Source organism: Frigidibacter sp. (genome assembly GCF_030695035.1).
In the GTDB taxonomy this organism is placed as follows: Bacteria; Pseudomonadota; Alphaproteobacteria; order Rhodobacterales; family Rhodobacteraceae; genus Frigidibacter.
Genome location: NZ_JAUYTT010000022.1, coordinates 91,640 through 114,137, shown reverse-complemented (window position 1 = coordinate 114,137; position 22,498 = coordinate 91,640). Strand labels below are relative to the sequence as shown.

Here is a 22,498-nt window from a genome sequence, read left to right as displayed (position 1 = left end):
CACGCCCCCTCCTGCGGCCTTGCAGAAGGTCGCAGGAACGTTTCATATCGCGCAAGTTGTACAGGAATGAAGTTCTATGAGCGGCACCGTCGAAAAAGCACTCAAACTGCTTGAATTGCTGTCGAAGTATGACGGGCCGGTCCGCATGGCAGAGCTGTCGCGCGCGGCTGACATGAACAAGAGCACGGCCTACAGGATGCTCGAAGTGATGTCGCAGATGGGATATGTCACGCAGGACGAACCCAATGGGCGCTACATGATGACGACCCGGATGTGGGAGATTGGCGTGCGCGCCTTCCAGCGCAACGACCTGCGGGTGGCGGCGCGGCCCTATCTGCAAGAGCTGATGGAGCAGACCGAGGAAACCGCGATCCTGACCCGCCGCGACGGCTGCGATGTGATCATCGTGGAAAAGGTCGATTGCGCGCAGCAGTTGCAGGCGATGGTGCCGCTTGGCAGCCGCTCGCCCATTCATGCCTCCTCGTTCGGCAAGGCCTTCCTGATGGTCGAGCCGGCGGATCGGGTTCTGGCGCTTGGGCCCGACCTCAAGCGCTTCACCGAGCAGACCATCACCGATCTGGGGGCCCTGCAGGCCAATCTCGACAAGGCCCGCATCGAAGGGGCGGCGGTCGGCGTCAATGAGTATCGCGAAGGCGTCGCCGGCGTCGCCGCTCCGGTGATCGGCACCGATGGCGTGACCTATGGCGCCATCGGCATCAGCCTGCCCAGCTTTCGCCTGACCGATGCCGCCCGGACCCGCTTCCTGACCGCGGTGTCAGAGGTGGCGCGGCGCTTTTCCGAACAGATCGGCCATCGCCTGTCGGCCTGACCTAGCCGCGGTGGTCGCGGTACCAGGCCGGGCCGCCGCGCCAGGCGGGCCAGCCGTAACCATGCACCCAGATCACGTCGATATCGGACGGGCGCTGGACGATGCCTTCCGCAATGATCTTGCCCGTCTCCTCCAGCATCGGATCCAGCAGCCGCTGCAGCAGCGCCTCGGGGTCATGCTGCGCCGCTTCGCCATCGGCGTGCCCCGCCTTGGCGCGAAAACCGGCGATCAGCGCAAGCGCGGCCTCCGACGGCGCGGCACGGCCCGAGGTATCATAGGCGTAATATCCGAGGCCGTTCTTGCGCCCAAAGCGCCCCGCCTCGCAGAACACCTCCTCGACGCTGCGCCCGGCGCTGCCCGCCCGGTCCCAGCCGACATCGAGCCCGGCCAGATCGGCCATGCGGAACGGCCCCATCGGCAGGCCGAAGGCTTCCATCGCGTGGTCGATGTCATAGGGCGAGGCGCCTTGCAGCAGCAGGTCCATCGCCGCCTGCTGGCGCCGCAGCAAGATGCGGTTGCCGACGAAGCCGTGGCAATTGCCGACACAGACCGCGACCTTGCCGATCCGCTGCCCAAGAAGCATCGCCGCACGAAGGGCCTCGGGCGCGGTGTCTGCCCCTTTCACAACCTCCAGCAGCTTCATCACATGCGCGGGCGAGAAGAAGTGCATCCCCAGAACATGGGCTGGCCGGCGGGTGGCGGTCGCGATCTCGTCGATGTTCAGGAATGAGGTGTTGGTGGCAAGGATCGCCCCGGGCCGGGCAATGGCATCCAGCTGTGCGAAGACGGCCTTCTTGACCGCCATCGACTCATAGACAGCCTCAATCAGCACATCCGCGGCCGACAGCGCGGCAAGGTCGGACGCAAGGTGCAGCCGGGCAAGAGCAGCGTCCCGGCCGGCGGGCGTGATCTTTCCGCGCCGCACCGCGCCGTCCAGATTCCCGGCGATGAGGTCGCGGCCCCGGGCCATGCCGCGCGCATCCGCATCATGCAGCAGCACAGTCAGGCCCGCCGACAGCATCGCAGTGGCAATGCCGCTGCCCATCGTGCCCGCCCCGACGATGCCGACCGTCTCAACCGGCAGCTCCACCGCGCCCTCAGGCAGTGCAGGCAGATCCCGCACCTTGCGCTCTGCCGCAAACAGGTGGCGGAGCGCGGCGGATTGCGGGCCACGCTCCAGCCGGTGAAACGCGGCCTGACTTTGGCCCTCAAGCGGGGCAGTCGGGTCGAGGGCCGCCGCCTCGATCAGCGCCAGCGCCTCGGCGGGGGCGGCTTGACCGCGCAGCCGGGCGGCGTTTGTCGCAGCCCAGCCGGCGATCCGGGTGGGCGCGTCGGGGTCGGGGCGCGGGGGCAGACGGACGGGCAGCGCTTCGGCCAGCCGGATCGCCGCTTCGGTCAGCTCCCCCGTCGCCACCGCATCGAGCAGGCCAAGGCGCAGCGCCTCCTCTGTCGGCACATCGCGGCCCGACAGGCAGAGGTCCAGCGCCACCTCTGTCCCGGCAAGGCGAGTCACCGCCTCGATCCCGCCGCAGCCGGGGACAAGGCCCAGCCGGATCTCTGGCAGGCCAAGCCGCGTTTCCGGCGCGGCGATGCGGGCGGTTGCGGCCAGCGCGATTTCAAACCCGCCGCCCAGAACCCGGCCATGCAGCGCTGCGATAACGGGTTTGGGGCTGGCGGCGATATCTGCGACCAGGGCGGGCAGGCCCGGCTTGGCCATCGGCCCGCCGAACTCGCGGATATCGGCCCCAGACCAGCCGGTCTTGCCCGCGCAGACCATGACGATCGCCGCAACCTCGGGTGCCGCCACGGCCTCCGCCAGCCCCTGCGCCATCCCCTGTCGGACCGAGGCCGACAGCAGGTTCAGCGGCGGGTTGTCGATGCGGATGACCAGCACGGGGCCGATCCGTTCGGCGGTGACGGTCTCTGACAAGGGGGTGCGGGTCATGGTTGCGATCCTAAGAAAATCTCGATCAAGCCGGCCGCGCCCATGCCGCCGCCGATGCACATCGACACAACGCCCCAGCGGGCACCACGCCGGCGCCCTTCGTGCAGGACATGCGCAGCCATCCGCGCGCCCGACATGCCATAGGGATGGCCCAGCGCAATGGCGCCGCCGTTCACGTTGAGCCGCTCGGGGTCTATCCCCAGCCGGCCCTGGCAGTAGAGCGCTTGCGAGGCGAAGGCCTCATTCAGCTCCCAAAGGTCGATATCGTCCACGCCAAGGCCAAAGCGCCGCAGCAGCGCCGGGATCGCAAAGACCGGGCCGATGCCCATCTCATCCGGCGCGCAGCCGGCAACCTCGACCCCGAGCAGGGCGCCAAGCGGCGACAGGTTGCGGCGGGCGGCCTCTGCCGCCGACATCACCACCAGCGCGGCGGCGCCGTCGGAAAGCTGGCTGGCATTGCCGGCGGTGACATGTGCGCCCTGCGCGATCTGCTGGCCGCCCTGCAGCACGGGGGACAGCCGGGCCAGATCGGCCAGCGTGGTGCCGGGACGGTTGCATTCGTCGGCGGCCATCCGGCGATCTGTGGCGGACACCTCGCCGCTGTCGCGGTTTTTCACCAACTGGCGGACCTGCAGCGCGAAGATCTCGGTGTCAAAGCGCCCCGCCGCCTGCGCTGCGGCGGCGCGGGTCTGCGACAGCAGCGCAAAATCATCCTGCGCGGCGCGCGTCACGCCATAGCGCTGTGCCACGATCTCTGCCGTCTCGATCATCTGCATGTAGAGCGCGGGGTGGCGCGCCATAAGATCGGCATCGGCGGCACGATACTGGTTCATATGCTGCGTCTGCACCACCGAGCAGCTTTCGACGCCGCCCGCCACCACGATCTGCGCCCCTTCGTTCCGCACCAGATGCCCGGCAAGCCCCAGCGCGACGAGGCCCGAGGAGCATTGCCGGTCCACCGCCATCCCCGGCACGGTGACGGGAAGCCCCGCCGCCAAGGCCGCCTGCCGGCCGATGTTGAAGCCGCTGGCGCCCTGCTGCAGCGCGCATCCCAGGATGACATCGCGGACCGCCGCGCCATCTTCGGGGGTGATGCCCGCGCGGCCCAGCGCCTCACGAATCGCATGCCCGGCGAGCTGCTGGGGCGAGGTGTCGCTGAAGGCGCCGCGATAGGCCTTGCCTATCGGGGTGCGCGCGGCGCTGACGATCACGGCTTCGGTCATGGCATCCCTTCGCTGCCTCTCTCGCCGTCTTTGCCATTTTGCGCGGCATTTGCCCCGCATCCCTGCATTCAGACGCGCCGGAAGAGAAAAACGTTTCACTATTCGGAACCATGTTGCAATTTTCAAAACGTAATGCAAGTCTGGATCCTAAGCGAAGAAGGACGGATACAGCGTGGCCCTAGATCCCGGCAAGATTTTCGACCATCGGTTCAGCGAAAGGTCCGGCACTTTCCCGGCGCGGGACGCCATCCTTTACGCCCTGTGCTGCGGCGCCGGGCAAGGGGGCGATCTGCGCTTCGTGCATGAGGACGGCCTGGCAGTGCTGCCCAGCTTTGGCCAGAACCTGTGCTTCGATGACAGCTGGATGGAACCCTCGGGGATCGAGCTTGCGAAGGTGGTGCATGGCGGGCTGGACCTGCGGATGCATCGCCCGCTGACCCCCGGCGCGGCGCTGACCGTGCGCCCGCGCATCGCCGGCCTCACCGACAAGGGCGAGGGGCGCCCGGCCCTGATCTTGCACCAGACCGATGTGCTGGCGGGCGAGGAGCTGCAGTTCACCTCGCTGTCGAACCTGTTCGTGATGGGCGGGGGTGGCTTTGGCGGCAGCCAGGGCGATGCCTTCGAGATGATCCGCGCACCAGAGCGTGCACCGGACCGCACCAGCGAGATTGCCACCCGCCCAGACAGCCCGCTGCTGTTCCGCCTGCTGGGAGACCGCAACCCGCTGCATGTGCGGCCAGAAGTAGCGCAGGCAGCCGGGTTCGCAGGGCCGATCATGCACGGCGCCAACACCTTCGGGCTGGTCTGCCACGCCCTTCTGACCCTGTTCTGCGACGGCGATCCTGCGCGGCTGACGCGCTTTGCCGCGCGGTTCAGCGGGCCGCTGTATCCCGGCGAGCATCTCGCGGTGTCTTGGTGGCTGGCCGAGGGCAGCGTGCAATTCGCGGCGCGGTCGGTCGAGCGGGACAGCCCGATCCTCGACGGCGGCCTGGCCGAGACCCGGTGACGCGATGGCCCTGACGCTGAGCCATTGGGGACGCGCAGTTCCGGTTGTCAGGGGTGGCCGGCTGGTGGCGATGGATATGCCGGCGGATGACCCGAACCCCTCGCGGATCAGCGAGAACCTCGTGGATGCCGCGACCAGTCCCGTGCGGATCGTGCAGCCGATGGTCCGCAAGGGCTATATGGCCGGTGATGGCGGCGCGGGGCGGGGGGATGACAGCTTCGTCGCGCTGCCCTGGGACAAGGCGGTGTCGCTGCTGGCCACCGACATGCAGGCGATCATCGCCCGGCATGGCAATGAGGCGATCTTTGGCGGCTCCTATGGCTGGGCCAGCGCCGGGCGCTTTCATCATGCGCAAAGCCAGATCCACCGTTTCCTGAACCTTGCCGGCGGCTATGTGCGGTCGGTCAACACCCACAGCCATGCCGCGGCCGAGGTGGTTCTGCCGCATCTGATCGGCAGCCAGGACGGCATGGCCGACAACCAGACCCCGTGGGAGCTGATCGTCGGCCATACCCAGCTGTTCGTGGGCTTCGGCGGGCTGCCTGCCCGCAACGCGCAGGTCAGCGCCGGCGGGGTCAGCCGCCACCGCGTGCCGGACCAGCTGCGCGCCGCGCGGGCGGCGGGGGCGGAGTTCGTGAACATCAGCCCCCTGCGCGATGACATGGACCCGGAACTGGGTGCCAACTGGATCGCGCCGTGGCCCAATACCGATGTGGCGCTGATGATGGGCCTTGCCCATGTGCTGGAGGTCGAGGGGCTGGCCGACCACACCTTTTTGAACCGCTTCACGACCGGCTACGAAGCCTTCCGTGATGCCCTTCTGGGTCGCGACGGCGGCGCCCAGAAGACGCCCGAATGGGCCGCCGCTATCACCGGCATTCCGGCAGACCGTATCCGCAACCTTGCCCGCAAGATGGCCGCGCGGCGAACCATGATCTCTTGCGCATGGTCGCTGCAACGCGCCGATCATGGCGAGCAGGCGATCTGGATGACCGTCACACTTGCCGCGATGCTGGGCCAGATCGGCCTGCCGGGCGGCGGTTTCGGCACCGGATACTCTGCCGCGAACCGGGTGGGCAATTCGTCGCTGCCCTTCGCCTGGCCGGCCTTCCCGCAACTCCGCAACCCGGTGCAACGCTTCATCCCCGTGGCGCGGCTGGGGGATATGCTGGAGCATCCGGGGGCAGAGTTCGACTATGACGGCGCCCGCTACACCTATCCCGATATCCAGATGATCTGGTGGGCGGGGGGCAACCCCTTCCACCATCAGCAAGACCTGCGCCGCCTGCACCGCGTGTGGAAAAAGCCGGCGCTGGTGGTGGTGCAGGAACCGTTCTGGAACGGCATCGCCCGCCATGCCGATATCGTGTTGCCCTGCACGCTGAGCATAGAGCGGAACGATCTGGGCATCGCCAAGGCCGAGCCGCATCTGATCGCCATGAAACAGGCGATCCAGCCGCTGGGGCAGGCGCTGAACGACTATGACATCCTGGCAAGGATCGCGGGCCAAATGGGCTTCGGCGCGGCCTTCACCGAGGGCCGGAACGAGATGGACTGGCTGCGCGAGCTGTATGACCAGGGCGTCAGCGCCGCGGCACGGCATGGCTACACCCTGCCGGATTTCGACAGTTTCTGGGAGGCAGGGGAGTATCTGTTCAAGCAGCGGGTGACCCCCAAATCGCTGATGCAGGATTTCCGCCACGATCCCGCCGCCCATCCGCTACCCACCCCCTCGGGCCGGATCGAGATCCGCTCCGACCGGGTGGCAAGCTTCGGCTATGCCGATTGCCCCGGGCTGCCGACATGGTTCGAGCCGGCCGAATGGCTGGGCAATGCGCCCGAAGGCGGGCTGCATCTGATCTCCAACCAGCCCTCGCGCAAGCTGCACAGCCAGCTTGATCAGGGCAGCTGGTCGCGCGCCGGCAAGATCATGGGACGAGAGCCGGCGCGGCTGCACCCGGACGAGGCCACAAAGCGCGGCATCCGGGACGGCGACGTGATCTTGCTGCGCTCGGACCGGGGCAGCTGCCTTGCGGGCGCGGTCCTCAGCGTGGATGTGGCGATGGGCGTGGTCCAGATGTCCACCGGCGCCTGGCTCGACCTTGATGAGGCAGGGCTGGACCGCCACGGCAACGTCAACGTGCTGACGCTGGACAAGCCGACCTCGCGCCTTGCGCAGGGGCCGACCGCCCATACCACCATCGTTTTTGCGGAACGGTTCGAAGGCACCCCGCCCGTCGTGCGCGCCTTCGAACCGCCCGTCATTGAAGAGCAGGAGAAGACATGACGCAGGCGGACTACTGGCAAGGCCAGCGGGTCATCATCACGGCCGGGGCCAATGGCATCGGGCTGGCGATTGCGCGCGCGATGCATGCGCGGGGCGCGAAACTGTGGATCGGCGATATCGCCGAGGGCGATCTGGCGGCGGCGAAGGCTGAACTTCCGGGTACCCGCACCATGGTCTGCGACGTGGCCGTTGCCTCGGATTGCGAGGCGCTGGTCAGCGCCGCCGTCGCCGATATGGGCGGGCTCGACATCCTCGTGAACAACGCCGGCATCGCGGGGCCCGCAGCGCGGGTCGAGGAAATCGCGGCCGCGGATTGGGAGCGATGCTTTGCCGTCAACGTGCATGGCCAGTTCTACATGGCCAATCTGGCGATCCCGCATCTGAAGAAGAACCCCAGCGGGTCGATCATCTGCATGGCCTCGGTCGCAGGGAAATACGCCTTCGGGCTGCGCTCTCCCTATGCCGCGTCGAAGGCGGCGGTGATCTCGCTGATGCGGGCGCTGTCGGTGGAGCTTGGCCCCCACCAGATCCGCGTCAACGCCATCGCGCCGGGCGTGGTGTCGGGCGACCGCATCCGCCGCGTATTCACCGACCGGGCCGCCACGCGCGGCATCTCCTACGAAGAGATGGAGGCCATCGCTCTCAAGGCCGTGTCGATGAAGACGATGGTTGAACCCGAGGAGATTGCCGATCTGGTGCTTTACCTCGCAGGCCCCTCGGGCCGGCCGATCACCGGGCAGGTCATGCAGATCTGCGGCGGGCTGGAATATACGGAGTAATCGCATGAACAAGGCCGACCGCAACAAGGTCATCATCACCTGCGCCATCACCGGGGCGACCCATACACCGACGATGTCGGAGCACCTACCGATCACGCCCGACCAGATCATCGAGCAGGCCATCGGCGCGGCCAAGGCGGGGGCGGCGGTCATCCACCTGCACGCCCGCGACCCGGAAACCCATCGGCCGACGCCCGATCTGGGCATCTGGCTGCATATCCTGCGCTCGATCCGCGCCGAATGTGACGCGGTGTTGAACATGACCACCGGCGGGTCCACCTTCATGTCGATCGAGGACCGGCTGCACGCGCCCTCCACCGCTTCGCCGGAACTGTGTTCGTGCAACATGGGGTCGATGAACTTCGGCACCTACGCGATGATCGACAAGTATCGCGGCAGCTGGAAATACGATTGGGAAGAGGAGTATCTGGAAGCCTCGCGCAACGCGATCTTCCGCAACACCTTTGGCGATATCGAGACGATCCTGTCCGTCATGGGCAAGGGCGGCACCCGGTTCGAGTTTGAATGCTATGACGTGGGGCACCTCTACAACCTCGCGCATATGCTGGACCGCGGGCTGGTCCAGACGCCGATGTTCCTGCAGTTGATCGTCGGCACGCTTGGCGGGATCGGGCCGGGCCCGGAAAACCTGATGTTCATGAAGGAAACCGCCGACCGCCTGTTCGGCCGCGAGACCTATCAATGGTCGGTGCTGGCCGGCGGGCGGCACCAGATGAACATGGCGACGATGGCCGCGACGATGGGCGGCAATGTCCGCGTCGGGCTGGAGGACAGCCTTTATGCCGGGCGCGGCAAGCTGGCCGAGTCCAACGGCGAACAGGTGACGATGATCCGCGGGATCATCGAGGGCCTGACCAAGGAGGTCGCCAGCCCCGAAGACGCACGCCGGATGCTTGGCCTCAAGGGCGCAAGCCAGGTCGCGTTCTGACGCCTTGGCCGTTTGCGGCCGGGGCAATGCGCGGACCTGTGCCGCGCCAAAGGACGGTGGTGGCGGGGATTTTTTCTCCGCCACGCCCAACAAAGTTAGCGAAGCCAAAATGCTCGTAACGCCGTAAAGCTGGAGATCGCAAACCGACCCGGCTAAGCGGCCCCAATGTCCAACGGAGTCACCATGAAACGTCGCGAATTTCTGACAAGTTCAATGATCCTTGGGGCGGGAATGGTCCTGCCCGCCAAATGGGCCGCCGCGCAATCGCGCGAGGACAGCCTTCGTGTCCTCAGCGAGGGGGCCGCCAACTCTTTCGAGAGCTTCTCGGTGGGGATCAACCGCAACTCGCTGCAGATCAGCTGGAACATCTACGACCGGCTGGTCAAGTTCGCCTACAAGGCGCGCGAGGACGGCACGGCCTATTACGACTATTTCGACATCCAGCCCGAACTGGCAGAGAGCTACGAGATCTCTGACGACAAGACATCCATCACCTTCTATCTGCGCAAGGATGCGGTCTTCCATGACGGCGCCCCGGTGACGGCGGAAGACGTGAAATGGTCGCTCGACCGCGTCGTGTCGAGCCCCATCGGCCTGTCGCAGTTCGGCACCGGCTCGATGAAAGAGACATCGCAATTCGTTGTGGTCGATGCCCACACCGTCCGCATCGACCTGCCGCAGCCCGACCGCTTTGCGCTGCCCAACCTCGCGCTGACCTATCCGATCATCGTGAACTCGAAACTCGCGCTGCAACATGCGACGGCTGAAGATCCCTTCGCCTCGGAATGGCTGAAGATGAATCCGGCGGGGGGCGGCGCCTACAAGATCGCCCGCGCACAGATCGGCGAGCGCATCTTGTTCGAGCGGTTCGAGGACTGGAAATCGGGCGAGCTGCCGGCCTACAAGCAGGTGCTGTGGCAGACGGTTCCCGCAGCGGAAAGCCGGGTCGCGTCGCTGCTGAAGGGCGATGCCGACATCGCACAGGACCTGCCGCCCAAGGATGTGATCCGCCTGCTGGAAAACCCCGATGTGAAGGTGGTCGGCGTTCCGACCTCCAGCTTCCAGTTCATCGGCATGAACAGCCAGCTTGCGCCGTTCGACGATGTGCGCGTCCGCCAGGCCATTGCCTACGCCTTGCCCTATGACGCGATGTTCCAGACCGCCCTGTTCGGCCGCGGCCAGCCGCTGTTCGGCGGCGAGCCGGGCGCGCCGGACACCACGACCTTCCCGCAACCGCTTGGCTATTCCACCGATCTGGAGAAAGCGAAAGCGCTGCTGGCCGAGGCGGGCCTGGCGGACGGGTTCGACACGACCTTCCAGTTCGAACTGTCGGTGGCAACGGTCGCCGAGCCGGTGGCCCTGCTGCTGCAGGAAAGCCTGGGCAAGATCGGCATCCGCGTCACCATCGACAAGGTGCCGGCCGGCCAGCTGGGCACGCTGCTGCAGGAAAAGAAGGTGCCCTTCTACTTTGAGGGTTCGACCTCCTACCTTGCCGATCCGGACTACTTCTTCCGGGTCTTCTACTATGGCGAAACCCGCTGGAACTTCGGCTCCTACCAGAACCCCGAATTCATCTCGCTGGTCGACGCCACCCGCTATGAGACCGATCAGGCCGTCTACGATACAAGCGTGAAGCGGATGATCGAGCTGGTGAAGGACGAGGTTCCGATCATCCTGCTGTGGCACCCCTCGCTGGATACCGGGATGGCGAAATCGGTGGAGGATTACAGCTACACCTTCCACCGCCAGCTCGACTTCCGGCCCCTGACGCGCGGCTAACAGAAGCGGATGGCCCCTTTTGCGGGGGCCATCCGTTGCTGCGAGGGGGTCGCCGATTAGACCTCACCCTCCAAAGGCATCAGTCGTCGCGGTCGTCCTTGAACGTCCGGTGGCCCGAGATCATTGTCGAGACGATGGACTGCCGGCTCATGATATCCTCGCGGATCGCCACATAGATGTGGACGATCATGAAGATCACGATCCACCACATGCCCAGATGGTGCAGCGTGTGCAGCCGCTGGCTGTTCCAGGTCAGCCCGTGAACCCAACCGAAGAGGTCGGCGGTCAGGCTGCCCTCCTGCGCGCCCTCGGCATAAAGCGCCATGCCGGTGACGATCATGAAGCTGACGCCAAGGGTGATGAAGAAGAACATCGCCAGCTGCGCCAAGGGGTTGTGGCCGACGTATTTCTTCGGCTCCTTGGCGATGAACAGGTACCAGCGGATCTCGAAGATGACCTCCCTCCAGAACTCCAGCTTCCAGACCGGCACGTAGAACAGCTGCCGGGCGTGGTGGTTGCCGACGAAAGCCCAGTAGATGCGGCCCAGAAAGCCCACGGTCAGGATCCAGCCCGCGGCGAAATGCGCGAAGCGGATATAGCCGAAGACGAACTGGTCGGTCGCCTCGCCGATCTGCATCGAGGGCAGCGGCGAGCCGATGAAGTAGCCGGTGACGCACAGCACCAGGATCGCCGCGGCGTTGATCCAGTGCCACATCCGCACCGGCGCCTCATAGACATAGATCGAGGTCTGGCGGCTGACGGTGGCGAGGTCTTCGGGGGCCACGTCATGGGCCGGGATGTTGGTGGTGGGGGTTGCCATGACCTCACCCCGCCATCAGCCAGAGACCCGACAGCGCGATCCCCGCGCCAAGCGCCTGCTGCACCACGGGCCGCTGCGCCACCGCGCGGGCGAGACTGATGCCCACCAGATGCAGCGCCGCGGTGGCGATCAGGAAGCCCGCCAGATAGGCCGCGGCATTGCCCGCTGCCTCGGTGGCATGGGCATGGCCATGAGCCGAGGCGAAGGCACCGATGGCGACCAGCGAGGCGCCGGTGATCCAGCCCGCCTGCCCGCGTCGGCTGACCAGCGTCAGCAGGCCGAAGGCGATGACCGACAGGAGGATGACGCCTTCGACCCCGGCGAAGGGGATGCCCGCCCAGGACAGGCTGGCGCCAAGGGCCATTAGCGCCATGAAGGCCGCCGCCCCCGCCCAGAAGTGCCGCGGCAGGACAAAACCCGACCAGAGGCCCACCGCCAGCATGGCGAGCAGATGGTCCGCCCCGAAGACCGGATGTTGCAACCCGTGCAGGAAGCCGTTCGCATCGCCATGCCCGGTATGGGCCAGCGCGGGGCCGGCGATCAAGGCCGCGGCGGCGGTGAGTGCTGTTTTCTTCATGATCATCCCTCGCTCAGCGGACTTTGACATTGGCCAGCTCATGGCCATCGGGCGACATCACATGGGTGGAGCAGGCAAGGCACGGATCGAAGCTGTGCAGCGTGCGCAGGATCTCCACCGGCTCTTCGGGGCGCTCCACCTTGGTGTTCATCAAGCTCGCCTCGAAGGCGCCGATATTGCCGGCCGCATCGCGCGGGCTGCCGTTCCAGGTGGTCGGCACCACGCATTGATAGTTCTCGATGCGCCCGTCCTTGATCTTGACCCAATGCCCCAGCGCGCCGCGGGGGGCTTCGGTCATGCCGACGCCCTTCGCCTCCTTGGGCCAGGTCGAGGGGTCCCATTTCGCAACGTTTGCAGTGCTTTCGTCGCCGTTCTTGATGTTGGCGACCAGCTTGTCGAAGAAGTGCTTCTGCAGCCGACCGCAATACTCGCTTTCCAGCGCGCGGGCCGCGGTGCGCCCCAGCGTCGAGAACAGGGCCGAGACGGGCAGGCCCATGGTGCCCAGAAGCCCGTCGACCTGGTTCTTGATGTCCTCATGCCCCTTGGCATAGCCCACGACATAGCGGGCAAGCGGGCCCACCTCCATCGCGTGGCCCTTCCAGCGGGGCGCCTTGATCCATGAGTATTTCGCCGCCTCGTCAATCTCGATGATATTGGTGCGGCTGCCCTTGGCGTTCGGCCCCAGCTCGTATTTCGGCTTGGTCTCCCCGTCCCAGGGGTGCAGACCCTTGCCCGGCTCGCCGTATTCGTACCAGCTGTGATCGACGAATTCCTGGATCTGCTCGGGGTCGCGCACATCGACATCCAGCACTTCGTTCAGGTTGCCGTTGATGATCGCCCCGCGCGGCAGGTGCAGCTGATCAGCGCTGAAATCATTGGGGTTTTCCGGGATGTCGCCATAGGCCAGCACCGACTTGCCCGACAGCCCGCCGCCATAGAGCCAGTTCTTGTAGAAGCCGCCGATGGCGATGACATCGGGGATATAGACGTTGTTGTTGAACTCGATGCACTTGTCGATGATCGACGAGACAAGGTTCAGCCGCTCGATATTGATCGCGCCGACGGCCCCGGTCGAATGCACGTTGATCGGGCAGGGCACACCGCCCACCAGCCAGTTCGGATGCGGGTTCTTGCCGCCAAAGACCGTGTGGACCTTCACGATCTCCTTCTGCAGGTCCAGCGCTTCCAGATAATGCGTGGTGGCCATCAGGTCGGCTTCGGGCGGCAGCAGATAGGCCGGGTTGTCCCAATAGCCGTTCTTGAAGATGCCAAGCTGGCCGCTTTCGACAAAGGCCTTCAGCCGGTTCTGCACATCGCGGAAGTAGCCGGGGGAGGACAGCGGATGGTTGGGGCTGACCATCTGCTGTAGTTCAGATGTTGCTTTAGGATCGGCCCGCAAGGCATTGACAGGATTGACCCAATCCAGCGCGTGCAGGTGATAGAAATGCACGATGTGGTCATGGATCTGCAGGTTCAGCTGCATGATGTTGCGGATCGAGTTGGCGTTGTCGGGGATGGTGATCCCCAGCGCATCCTCGACCGCGCGCACGCTTGTCAGCGCATGGGTGCCGGTGCAGACGCCGCAGATCCGTTCGGTGAAGGCCCAGGCGTCGCGCGGGTCGCGGCCCTTCAGGATCACCTCCAGCCCGCGCCACATGGTGCCGGTGCTGACGGCGTTGCGGATGATGCCCTGGTCATCCACGTTCACCTCGCAGCGCATATGGCCTTCGATCCGGGTGACCGGGTCGACCACGATGCGCTGGCCTGCGGTATCAAGGGTAAAGCCGTTCGGCGTTGTGATCGTCATGGCTCAGCTCTCCACCTTGTCTTGCGTCTTCTTCTGGGCGCGCTTCAGGGCGCTGACCGCGGCATGGACCGCGACCGCGCCGCCGACGACACCCGCCGCCGCCATGCCGACCTGATCGGCATTCGCCTCGACTCCGAATTGCTTGATGTTGGTCAGGCGGTTGTAGAAGCCGCCCTGATCCCAGAACCCGTCCTCGGAACAGCCGATGCAGCCGTGGCCGGACTGGATGGGGAAGCTGGTGCCCTCGTTCCAGCCCACGGTCGAGCAGGCGTTGTAGGTGGTCGGGCCCTTGCAGCCCATCTTGTAGAGGCAATAACCCTTGCGGGCATTGTCATCGTCCCAGGCCTCGACAAACTGGCCGGCGTCGAAATGCGGGCGGCGATAGCATTTGTCATGGATGCGCTGGCCGTAGAACATCGCCGGGCGGCCCTGGCGGTCCAGCTCCGGCAGGCGGTCGAAGGTCAGCATGTAGGTGATGACGCCGGTCATCACCTCGGCAATCGGCGGGCAGCCGGGCACCTTGATGATCGGCTTGTCGGTGATGACCTTGTGGACCGGCGTGGCGCGGGTCGGGTTCGGGCTGGCGGCCTGCACACAGCCATAGGAGGCGCAGGCGCCCCAGCTGATGATCGCCTTGGCCCCAGCGGCGGCGTGGCGCAGCTGTTCCACGAAGGGCTTGCCGCCGACGATGCAGAACATCCCGTCCTCGTTCAGCGGCGGGTTGCCTTCGACGGCAAGGATGTAGTTGCCCTTGTATTTCTGGATCGCCTCTTCCAGCGCCGCCTCGGCCGCATGACCCGCCGCCGCCATCAGCACGTGGCTGTAATCCAGCGAGATCATCGACAGGACCACGTCCTTGGCCAAGGGGTGCGCGCCGCGGATGAAGCTTTCCGAACAGCAGGTGCATTCGAGGCCGTTGACCCAAATCACCGGGGTGCGCGGTTTCGTCTCCATCGCATGGGCGATCTTCGGCACGAAGGCCGGGCCAAGGCCCAGGGCCGAGGCCGTGAGCGAGCAGTATTTCATGAAGCTGCGCCGGGTGATCCCCTGACGGCGCATGACCTCGTAGAAGGTTTCGATCTGGCTCAACGCTGGCCCTCCCCTTTTGGTCTTTCCTGTCCCGATGCGCGCGGCGCACCTCTCCATGGGTCAGTGGATCAGGGGCAAGGGGGCGGGACAAAGGAAAATAGGCCGTCGCATACAATGGGGATTAATGTTTTTTTTCAGTAGATTACGCGGTAGTTTACCGCAGGGTGCCGGATGCAATCTGACCGTCTTTTCGTCCGACTGGTCAGGCACTTTCCGCTTGGGAAACGTGCCGCGCCGCGGCGATGACGGCCTGCCCCAGAGCGAGCCCACCGTCATTGGCGGGCGTCGTGCGGTGGATCAGGACGGGCAGGCCGTGCAACGACTGCAGCGTCAGATCCAGCAGCAGAGCGTTCTGGAAACACCCGCCCGACAGCACCACCGCCTTGGCCTCGCCGCTCTCCACCAGCGCGCGGGCCTTGCCGGCGAAGGCAGTGGCGAGCCCGGCGTGGAACTGCCAGGCGATCTGGGCGGCGGGGGCGCCCTGCGCCATCTGGCGGTGCATGTCGGCCCAGATCGGGGCGGGGTCGATCCGGGGCCCGGTCTGCGCAAACGCCAACGCCGCCGCACCCCGCCACTGACCCGCCAGCGCCTCCAGCCGCATCGCGGCCTCGCCCTCATGGCTCTGCGCCCTCGGGCAAATCCCCAGTACCGCCGCCACCGCATCGAACAGCCGCCCGGCGCTGGAGGAGAGCGGCGCGTTGATGCCCTTCGCCGCCGCCTGCCGCAGCCCGTCGCGGGGGGCATCGGGGAACAGCTCATCGGCCCAATCCGCCAGCCCAGCCGCGTCCAGCCGCATCAGCGCGTTTCGCCAGGGCTCGCGCGCCGCCCGGTCGCCGCCGGGCAGCGGCGCGGGCGTCAACCAGCCCCGCCGCTCGAAGCCGTGGTAATCCCCCAGCAGCAGCTCGCCGCCCCAGAGCGTGCCGTCCGGGCCAAGCCCGGTGCCGTCGAGGAGGATGCCCGCCACGCGGCCCCCGTCCCGCGGCCAGCCGTTTTCAGCGAGGCAGGCGGCCAGATGGGCATGGTGGTGCCAGACCTCTGCAACGGGCAGGCCCATCGCATGGCCCGCTTGCGTGGCGCGGTAGCCGGGATGGGCGTCGACGGCCACCAAGGCGGGGCGCTGGTCGAACAGCGCTGTGTAATCGGCAATCGCCTTGGAGAACTCATCGGCGCAGAGCGCATCGTCAAGGTCGCCCAGATGATGCCCCAGCAGCGCCTGCCCGCCCTTCAGCAGGCAGATCGCGCCCTTCATCTGCCCGCCCAAGGCCAGCACCTGCGGCGCTTCGCCAAACCCCGGCGGCAGCGGCAGCGTGCCCGGCACCCGGCCCCGCGCGCGGCGCAGGATCATCGGCGGGCTGGCACGTTCGACGCTGTCATCCAGCCGGCGCGCGATGGCCCGGTCATGCATCAGAAAGCCATCGGCAAAGGTGGCCAGCTTGGCGCGGGCTTCATCGTTGCCGATCACCTGCGGCTCACCCGACAGGTTGCCCGAGGTCATCACCAGCGGGCCGGCAAAGGCGTCCAGCAGCAGGTGGTGCAGCGGCGTGTAGGGCAGCATCAAGCCGAGGCTGGACATGCCCGGAGCCACGGCCTCGGGCAGCGTGCCGCGCGAGGGGACCAGAACCACTGGCGCGGCCGGGTCGCGGAGCAGGGCAAGGTCGGCCTCCGTCAGCACGGCCAGCGCCGCCAGATCCGCTTCGCGCGCCATCAGGGCGAAGGGCTTGGCGGGGCGATGCTTGCGGGCGCGGAGGAGGGCGAGGGCGGCGGGATTGGCCGCGTCACAGGCGAGGTGGAACCCGCCGAGCCCCTTCACCGCAAGGGTGCCCCCCATGCGCAGGCAGGCGACGGCGAGGGCGATGGCATCGCCGGGCTGCGCCTGCCCCGCCGCCTCATACCACAGCCGCGGGCCGCAGGCGGGGCAGGCGATGGGTTGGGCGTGGAAGCGGCGGTCGGCGGGATTGCCGTATTCGGCCCGGCAGTCGGGGCACATCGCAAACGCTGCCATCGTCGTCTGCGCCCGGTCATAGGGCAGCGCGTGCAGGATGCTGAAGCGGGGGCCGCATTGGGTGCAGTTGGTGAAGGGATAGGCGTGGCGGCGGCCCGGCTGGCGGATCTCCGCCGCGCAATCGGGGCAGGTCGCGGCATCGGGCGTCACCCGGGTTTCGGCGCCGCGGCCGCGGCTGGGGGCGATCTCGAAGCCTGCGGGCAGCGGGCCATGGAAGGGCGAGACCTCCACCGCATCCACCCGGCTCAGCTTGGGCGCGCGGGTGGAGATTGCCGCGACGAAGGCATCCGTCCCGGTGCCCGCAACCTCGATCAGCACCCCCTCGGGATCATTCAGCACCCGGCCGCGCAGGCCCATCTCTTGCGCGAGCTGCCAGATGAAGGGGCGGAAGCCTACCCCTTGCACCTGCCCGCGGACCCGGATCGAGATGCCCCCCATCCGGCCTAATGCACCGTGCAGACCATGCAGGGATCGAAGCTGCGCACCACATGCTGCACCGCCAGCGGCACCTCGCCTTCCACCGCCACCCCTTCCAGCGCCGCCTCCAGCGGGCCGGGGGTGCCGTCCGCGTCACGGGGGCTGAAGTTCCAGGTGGTTGGCGCGATGATCTGATAGCCGGCGATGCGGCCATTCTCGATGCGGATCCAGTGGCCAAGCGCGCCGCGCGCCGCCTCGACCAGCCCCGCGCCGCTGCCGTGCCGGGGCATCGTGCCTTGCGCCATGAAGCTGGCGCCGGGGGTCAGGCCCTCCACCAGCCGCTCCATCACGGCTTGCGTGCGCGCCAGTTCCAGCAGCCGCGCGCCGACCCGGGCCAGCACCCCGCCCTCGGCGGCCAGCGACAGCGCCAAGGGATGCCCGTCCACCACCTGCCGCGCCAGCGCGCCCACCTCCATCGGCTGGCCGGACAGGCGCGGCGCCTTGCACCAGCTGTAGCCGGGGGCGGCCATCGCCTCGTCGGGCTCGGTCACGCCCTGCAGGGGGTGCGCCGCCGCGCCGCGCATCCAGGCGTGGCTGAGGTCTTCGCGTATCGCCTCGGGCGCGACGGGGGCCATGAGGCCCAAGGCCCAAGTGCCGGCGGCGAAGGCGGGGCCGTCTTCGGTGGGATAGGCGCCGAAGGACAGGTAGCGCCCGGCGCCCCGGCCAAGCGCGTGCAGGTCCAGATCGGCGGCAATCTCCAGGAACAGCGCCACATCGCCGCCGCTCCAGCGCATCAGCGCGGCAGTGCTGTCCAGCGCGTCGAAATCCTCCAGCCGCCCGCCGAAGACCACCGTTTCCAGATAGCGGCGAAAGGCGCGCAGGGTGGCGGCGAGCCGTGCCTTTTCACGCGGCCCCGGCGCGCGGGTCACGCCGCCGGGCTGGATCGCCAGCGTATGCGGCCATTTGCCGGCGAGCAGGCCCATGACATGCAACAGCTCGGCCCGCGCCTTCACCGCCTCGCGTTGCGCGCTGCCCTCCATCGCCGTGAAGCGCTCCACCGTGCGGGCGTGCCAGGGGCGGGTGGCATAGGCGGGGCGGGCGAAGTCGGGCATGAAGAACAGGTGGAAATGCGTCAGATGGTCGGCGACGTTTTCCGCCGCATGGATCAGCGCCGCCGCCAGCGCACCCTGCGGGGTCGGCTGCAGGCCCATCGCCGCGCCAAGCGCCCGGGCGGCGGCGGCCGACTGGCTGATCGAGCAGATGCCGCAGATCCGCGGGGTGATGACCAGCGCGTCGCGCGCGTCGCGCCCCTCCAGCATCCGCTCGAACCCGCGATAGAGCGGGGAGTTGACCTGCGCGCGGGTCACCCGGCCGTCCGCCACATCCAGCGTCACCTCCAGATCGCCCTCGACCCGGTTGAAGGGGCCGACCACCAGCCGCGCCCCGGTCATCGCGGCTTCCTCAGCGTCGGCGGCACGATCACCCGGTCGGCATGGGCATTGGCGCCGATGCGGGGCGGTGTCGCGGCCTTCGACAGCGAGGCCAGCGCCATGAACCAGGCCTTGGGCATGTCGGTCGGCAGGCCCACCGGGATGCCGGCGATCTTGGGGGTCTCGATGAACGCGTGGCTGGGGTCCTCGAACTGCGGCGCGGTGCAGTTGATGCAGGGATAGCCGCCGCGGGTGCAGCTGCCCTCGCCGTTCCAGGGGCGGATGTTGCAATCGCCCACCGCCTGCGTGCCGATGCAGCCGAGGTTTTCCATCATGCAGCCGATTTCCGACAGCTCGCGGGCCGAGGCCTTGTATTCGTAGAACTCGTTCTTGGGGCAGCCGTGATGCACCAGATGGTCGGCATAGAAGCGCGGGCGGGCATAGGCGTCGAGGGGCAGGGCCTCGCCCGCGGCCAGCATCATCAGGGTTTCGGTTACCCAGCCCGGATGCGTCGGGCAGCCGGCCACGTTGATCACTGGCTCGCCCGATCCGCTGCGCCACTCGGGCGGCAGCAACCCGCCGGGATGGGCGCCGTCATATTGCAGGCCGACGGCATCGGTGGGGTTGCCGCCCGCCGCCGTGACCCCGCCATAGGCAGCGCAGGTGCCCACGGCCACCACATGCCGCGCGCGTTCGGCGAGCAGGGAGGCCCAGTGCATCAGGCTGTGCCCGGTTCCGGACAGCATCTGAAAGCGCCCGGTGCCGGCCGGGCCACGGGCGATGGCGCCCTCGACGCAGAGGATGTCCAGCGGGATGCGCCCCTCGGCCACGTCCTGCAAGATCGCCCGCGCCTCGGCCCCGGTTTCCACCGACAGCGCGGGGTGCCACAGCAGGCGGATGCCGGCATCGGCCAGCAAGTCCAGCACGCCGGGGCTTTCGGCACAGAGCAGCGACATCGTGCAGCCGCCGCAGCCCGAGGCCTGAAGCCACAGAAGCGTGGTCATGGCGCGGCCCCCATCGGCAGGGAGAGCTTGAAGCAGGCGCCGTCCGCCACGTCGCACAGCGTCAGCGCGCCGCCATGCTCCTCGGCAATCTTGTGGCTGATCGAGAGGCCGAGGCCCGTGCCGCGCCCGACCGGCTTGGTGGTGAAGAACGGGTCGAACACCGCCGCGCGCAGATCGCCCGGCACGCCCGGCCCATTGTCGGCCACCGTCAGCACCGCCTGCCCCTCCAGCGCCTGCACCGACAGGCGGATGATGCCCTCCGCCTGCCCTTCCAGCGCGTCGACGGAGTTCTGCACGAGGTTCATCACCACCTGCTGCACATGGCCCGCGCGGCCCAGAACCTGCGCCGGTTCCATCACCCCCATCTCCAGCGCCACCGGCTGCTTCATCCCGCGCATCACCCAGCTGGCGGCGATCCGCACGGTTTCGGCCAGATCGAACACCACCTTCTCGCCCGACCCGTCGGACGACAGCCGCCGCAGATCCTCGACAATGTCGCGCACCCGCTCGGCCCCGTCGCGGGCGCCGTCGATGGCGGCGCGCAGGTTCGCCACCTCGCGGTCCAGCCTCAGGTCGCGGCGCAGCGCGATCAGCTCCTCGCGGCTGGCGCCGTCCTGGACGCGGGCAAAATAGGTCTCGAACTTGCCGGCATAGCGTTCCAGCGCATGGGTATTGGCATAGACAAAGCTGATCGGGTTGTTCAGCTCATGCGCGACCCCGGCCAGAAGCCGGCCGAGCGAGGCCAGCTTCTCGTTGCGTACCAGCTGCGCCTGCGCGGTCTTCAGCGCGTCATGCCCGGCGCTGAGCTCGGCATAGGCGGTGCGCAGGGCGCCGAGCGGGCGGCCGGTCAGCACGAAGCCATCGACCCGCCCCCGGTCATCGAGCCGGGGGGCGATGGAGATGTCCAGCGGCTCCACCCCCCCGGCGGTCAGCAGGTTCGCCTCGAAGCTGCTGGTGCGCCGCCGGTCGCGCACGGTTTGCAGCATGGCGATGACGATGGCCTTTTCGTCGGGTGCGAACATGTCGGCCAGCGGCTCGCCCAGAACCTGCGCCGCGGGGCGGCCCGTCAGGTCGGCGCAGGACTGGCTGAAGCGGGCGATGCGCCCCGCACGGTCGGCGACGATCAGCACATCGGACACCGAGGACAGGATCGCCGTCAGGAAGGTGCGCATCTCCTCCAGCTCGGCATTCTGCCGCTCCAGCCGCTCCTGATAGCCGACCAGATCGGCATAGGTCCGGTCCATCGCCTGCAGCACATCCAGCCAGGCGTCATCGGAGAAATGCAGGGGCCGCTCGGGGCCGGCGGGGCTGGACAGGGTTGCCATGGGGGAATGCTAGAAGCGGCCATGGGTCATGGGAAGGGAAATCCGCGGGGGCGGGTTTGGGGCGTGCGGGGCGGCGCGGATGGTGGGTTTCTTTCCAGATTCCGCGCCGGACGGGTAAGCAGCTTTCCAGACCTTGCCCCTGAAAAGCCTGCGCTTTTGGCAGGTTCCGTCGTGATTTCAACGGCCTGCACAAAATGCGCCCGCCCTCGCATTTTGCTTCCAGATGCTGGTGAAAGCCATACTCTCACTTCTTGTCGAATGTGAAAGCCGTTCGACCAGCCACGAGGGGGGAGACCCGTGACGCAGCGAGTTCTGATTCTGGGCATCGGGAATGTCCTTTGGGCCGACGAGGGCTTTGGCGTCCGTTGCGTCGAGGTCATGGCCGACACGCACGCCCTGCCCGCCAACGTGCGGCTGCTGGATGGCGGGACGCAGGGGCTGTACCTGCTGCCCTTCCTGGAAGAGGCCGATGCGCTGATCGTCTTCGATGCCATCGACTATGGCCTGCCGGCCGGCACCATGAAGATCATCCGCGATGGCGAGGTGCCGGCCTTCATGGGCGCCAAGAAGATGAGCCTGCACCAGACCGGCTTTCAGGACGTGATCGCCACGGCGCAGCTGATGGGCTATTGCCCGGCGCGCATGGTGCTGATCGGCTGCCAGCCGGTGGAGCTGGAGGATTTTGGCGGCGGGCTGCGGCCCGCGGTGGCCGCCCGCATCCCCGAGGCGCTGGCCATTGCCCGGGATGTGCTGGCCGAATGGGGGATCGAGTGCCGCGAGGGTCGCACCGAGAGCGACCTGCTCGCCGACCCCTCGATCCGCCGCAGCGCCTATGAGGCGGGCCGCCCGTCGGAGGCCGAGGCTTGCCGCCTCGGCGATGACCGTTTCTTCCCCGGGGCGCGGTGATGTGCGTCGGCATCCCGATGCAGCTGACCGCCATCGACGGCATCGTCGGCCATGCCTTGGACAAGGGCGCGCCCCAGCTTCTGGACCTGTCGCTGCTGCCCGATGCCCGCGTCGGTGACTGGGTGCTGGGGTTTCTGGGCACCGGGCGCGAGATCCTGCCCGAGGCAGAGGCGCTGCTGATCCTCAAGGCGCTGGATGGCCTGTCGCGGATCATGGCGGGGGGCGATCACGGCGATGCCTTTGCCGACCTTGACGCCCGCACACCGACGCTGCCCCCCCATCTTCAGGCCGCGCTGGACGCGGGCCAAGCCACAGGGTGACCCC

General features: G+C 67.5%; 18 protein-coding genes. 8 read left to right on the top strand and 10 right to left on the bottom strand.

The genetic code is table 11. From position 1 onward, the window contains the following. Nucleotides 1–76: 76 nt before the first annotated feature. Nucleotides 77–829: an IclR family transcriptional regulator gene (locus tag Q8S30_RS19060; protein ID WP_305667604.1), complete on the top strand. Its 753-nt coding sequence runs from the start codon at nt 77–79 to the stop codon at nt 827–829. Between the two features lies 1 nt (nt 830). Here Q8S30_RS19060 and Q8S30_RS19055 read toward each other — a convergent pair whose 3' ends face one another. Next, nucleotides 831–2,774: a 3-hydroxyacyl-CoA dehydrogenase NAD-binding domain-containing protein gene (locus tag Q8S30_RS19055; RefSeq protein WP_305667603.1), complete on the bottom strand. Its 1,944-nt coding sequence runs from the start codon at nt 2,772–2,774 to the stop codon at nt 831–833. After that, nucleotides 2,771–3,997, bottom strand: coding sequence for an acetyl-CoA C-acyltransferase (locus tag Q8S30_RS19050; RefSeq protein WP_305667602.1), 1,227 nt, complete (start codon nt 3,995–3,997; stop codon nt 2,771–2,773). Before Q8S30_RS19050 ends, Q8S30_RS19055 begins: the two co-directional genes overlap by 4 nt. Before the next feature lie 172 nt (nt 3,998–4,169). Here Q8S30_RS19050 and Q8S30_RS19045 point away from each other — a divergent pair, with 172 nt between their 5' ends. The 5 genes from Q8S30_RS19045 (at nt 4,170) to Q8S30_RS19025 (ending at nt 10,797) form a co-directional block, all read left to right on the top strand. Then, complete coding sequence (locus Q8S30_RS19045) at nt 4,170–5,003, top strand: MaoC family dehydratase (RefSeq protein ID WP_305667601.1); 834 nt, start codon at nt 4,170–4,172, stop codon at nt 5,001–5,003. Nucleotides 5,004–5,007: 4 nt separating this feature from the next. Continuing rightward, complete coding sequence (locus Q8S30_RS19040; RefSeq protein ID WP_305667600.1) at nt 5,008–7,290, top strand: molybdopterin-dependent oxidoreductase; 2,283 nt, start codon at nt 5,008–5,010, stop codon at nt 7,288–7,290. Next, complete coding sequence (locus tag Q8S30_RS19035; protein WP_305667599.1) at nt 7,287–8,069, top strand: SDR family oxidoreductase; 783 nt, start codon at nt 7,287–7,289, stop codon at nt 8,067–8,069. Before Q8S30_RS19040 ends, Q8S30_RS19035 begins: the two co-directional genes overlap by 4 nt. A gap of 4 nt (nt 8,070–8,073) precedes the next feature. Beyond that, the gene (locus Q8S30_RS19030; protein ID WP_305667598.1) at nt 8,074–9,018 is read left to right on the top strand and encodes a 3-keto-5-aminohexanoate cleavage protein; all 945 of its coding nucleotides are present in this window, start codon (nt 8,074–8,076) and stop codon (nt 9,016–9,018) included. 183 nt (nt 9,019–9,201) lie between these two features. Further along, nucleotides 9,202–10,797 (top strand): ABC transporter substrate-binding protein, encoded by a 1,596-nt coding sequence (locus Q8S30_RS19025; RefSeq protein ID WP_305667597.1) that lies wholly within the window; start codon nt 9,202–9,204, stop codon nt 10,795–10,797. Between the two features lie 79 nt (nt 10,798–10,876). On the opposite strand, the gene cybH is transcribed toward Q8S30_RS19025, so the two are convergent. From cybH to Q8S30_RS18985, 8 genes are all read right to left on the bottom strand, one after another. Next, on the bottom strand, nt 10,877–11,617 hold the full coding sequence (cybH, locus tag Q8S30_RS19020; RefSeq protein WP_305667596.1) for a Ni/Fe-hydrogenase, b-type cytochrome subunit: 741 nt from the start codon (nt 11,615–11,617) through the stop codon (nt 10,877–10,879). Between the two features lie 4 nt (nt 11,618–11,621). Further along, nucleotides 11,622–12,194, bottom strand: a complete 573-nt coding sequence (locus Q8S30_RS19015; RefSeq protein ID WP_305667595.1) for a HupE/UreJ family protein — start codon at nt 12,192–12,194, stop codon at nt 11,622–11,624. 13 nt (nt 12,195–12,207) lie between these two features. After that, nucleotides 12,208–14,001, bottom strand: coding sequence for a nickel-dependent hydrogenase large subunit (locus tag Q8S30_RS19010; protein WP_305667594.1), 1,794 nt, complete (start codon nt 13,999–14,001; stop codon nt 12,208–12,210). A gap of 3 nt (nt 14,002–14,004) precedes the next feature. Further along, on the bottom strand, nt 14,005–15,090 hold the full coding sequence (locus tag Q8S30_RS19005) for a hydrogenase small subunit (RefSeq protein ID WP_305667593.1): 1,086 nt from the start codon (nt 15,088–15,090) through the stop codon (nt 14,005–14,007). Between the two features lie 202 nt (nt 15,091–15,292). Then, nucleotides 15,293–17,530: a carbamoyltransferase HypF gene (gene hypF / locus Q8S30_RS19000; RefSeq protein WP_305667592.1), complete on the bottom strand. Its 2,238-nt coding sequence runs from the start codon at nt 17,528–17,530 to the stop codon at nt 15,293–15,295. Between the two features lie 5 nt (nt 17,531–17,535). After that, nucleotides 17,536–18,960 carry a nickel-dependent hydrogenase large subunit gene (locus tag Q8S30_RS18995; RefSeq protein ID WP_305667591.1) on the bottom strand — a complete coding sequence of 475 codons (1,425 nt, stop codon included), beginning with the start codon at nt 18,958–18,960 and terminating at the stop codon, nt 17,536–17,538. Beyond that, nucleotides 18,957–19,943 (bottom strand): HupU protein, encoded by a 987-nt coding sequence (locus tag Q8S30_RS18990; RefSeq protein WP_305667590.1) that lies wholly within the window; start codon nt 19,941–19,943, stop codon nt 18,957–18,959. The genes Q8S30_RS18995 and Q8S30_RS18990 overlap by 4 nt, the downstream gene beginning before the upstream one ends. After that, complete coding sequence (locus Q8S30_RS18985; protein WP_305667589.1) at nt 19,940–21,268, bottom strand: sensor histidine kinase; 1,329 nt, start codon at nt 21,266–21,268, stop codon at nt 19,940–19,942. Before Q8S30_RS18985 ends, Q8S30_RS18990 begins: the two co-directional genes overlap by 4 nt. A gap of 297 nt (nt 21,269–21,565) precedes the next feature. Between Q8S30_RS18985 and Q8S30_RS18980 the strand changes: the two genes are divergently transcribed. Both Q8S30_RS18980 and Q8S30_RS18975 read left to right on the top strand, forming a co-directional pair. Then, entirely contained in the window at nt 21,566–22,174 is a 609-nt protein-coding gene (locus Q8S30_RS18980) for a HyaD/HybD family hydrogenase maturation endopeptidase (RefSeq protein ID WP_305667588.1), read from the top strand. Next, nucleotides 22,174–22,494, top strand: a complete 321-nt coding sequence (locus Q8S30_RS18975) for a HypC/HybG/HupF family hydrogenase formation chaperone (RefSeq protein ID WP_305667587.1) — start codon at nt 22,174–22,176, stop codon at nt 22,492–22,494. Before Q8S30_RS18980 ends, Q8S30_RS18975 begins: the two co-directional genes overlap by 1 nt. Nucleotides 22,495–22,498: the final 4 nt, after the last annotated feature.

What these genes read in the sequence shown, in the direction of transcription:
- Q8S30_RS19010 (WP_305667594.1), bottom strand. Translation starts at nt 14,001, where the DNA reads ATGACGATCACAACGCCGAACGGCTTTACCCTTGATACCGCAGGCCAG.
- Q8S30_RS19030 (WP_305667598.1), top strand. Translation starts at nt 8,074, where the DNA reads ATGAACAAGGCCGACCGCAACAAGGTCATCATCACCTGCGCCATCACC.
- Q8S30_RS19050 (WP_305667602.1), bottom strand. Translation starts at nt 3,997, where the DNA reads ATGACCGAAGCCGTGATCGTCAGCGCCGCGCGCACCCCGATAGGCAAG.
- cybH (WP_305667596.1), bottom strand. Translation starts at nt 11,617, where the DNA reads ATGGCAACCCCCACCACCAACATCCCGGCCCATGACGTGGCCCCCGAA.
- Q8S30_RS19015 (WP_305667595.1), bottom strand. Translation starts at nt 12,194, where the DNA reads ATGAAGAAAACAGCACTCACCGCCGCCGCGGCCTTGATCGCCGGCCCC.
- Q8S30_RS19060 (WP_305667604.1), top strand. Translation starts at nt 77, where the DNA reads ATGAGCGGCACCGTCGAAAAAGCACTCAAACTGCTTGAATTGCTGTCG.
- Q8S30_RS18995 (WP_305667591.1), bottom strand. Translation starts at nt 18,960, where the DNA reads ATGACCGGGGCGCGGCTGGTGGTCGGCCCCTTCAACCGGGTCGAGGGC.
- Q8S30_RS19035 (WP_305667599.1), top strand. Translation starts at nt 7,287, where the DNA reads ATGACGCAGGCGGACTACTGGCAAGGCCAGCGGGTCATCATCACGGCC.
- Q8S30_RS18975 (WP_305667587.1), top strand. Translation starts at nt 22,174, where the DNA reads ATGTGCGTCGGCATCCCGATGCAGCTGACCGCCATCGACGGCATCGTC.
- Q8S30_RS18990 (WP_305667590.1), bottom strand. Translation starts at nt 19,943, where the DNA reads ATGACCACGCTTCTGTGGCTTCAGGCCTCGGGCTGCGGCGGCTGCACG.
- Q8S30_RS19040 (WP_305667600.1), top strand. Translation starts at nt 5,008, where the DNA reads ATGGCCCTGACGCTGAGCCATTGGGGACGCGCAGTTCCGGTTGTCAGG.
- hypF (WP_305667592.1), bottom strand. Translation starts at nt 17,530, where the DNA reads ATGGGGGGCATCTCGATCCGGGTCCGCGGGCAGGTGCAAGGGGTAGGC.
- Q8S30_RS19055 (WP_305667603.1), bottom strand. Translation starts at nt 2,774, where the DNA reads ATGACCCGCACCCCCTTGTCAGAGACCGTCACCGCCGAACGGATCGGC.
- Q8S30_RS18985 (WP_305667589.1), bottom strand. Translation starts at nt 21,268, where the DNA reads ATGGCAACCCTGTCCAGCCCCGCCGGCCCCGAGCGGCCCCTGCATTTC.
- Q8S30_RS19025 (WP_305667597.1), top strand. Translation starts at nt 9,202, where the DNA reads ATGAAACGTCGCGAATTTCTGACAAGTTCAATGATCCTTGGGGCGGGA.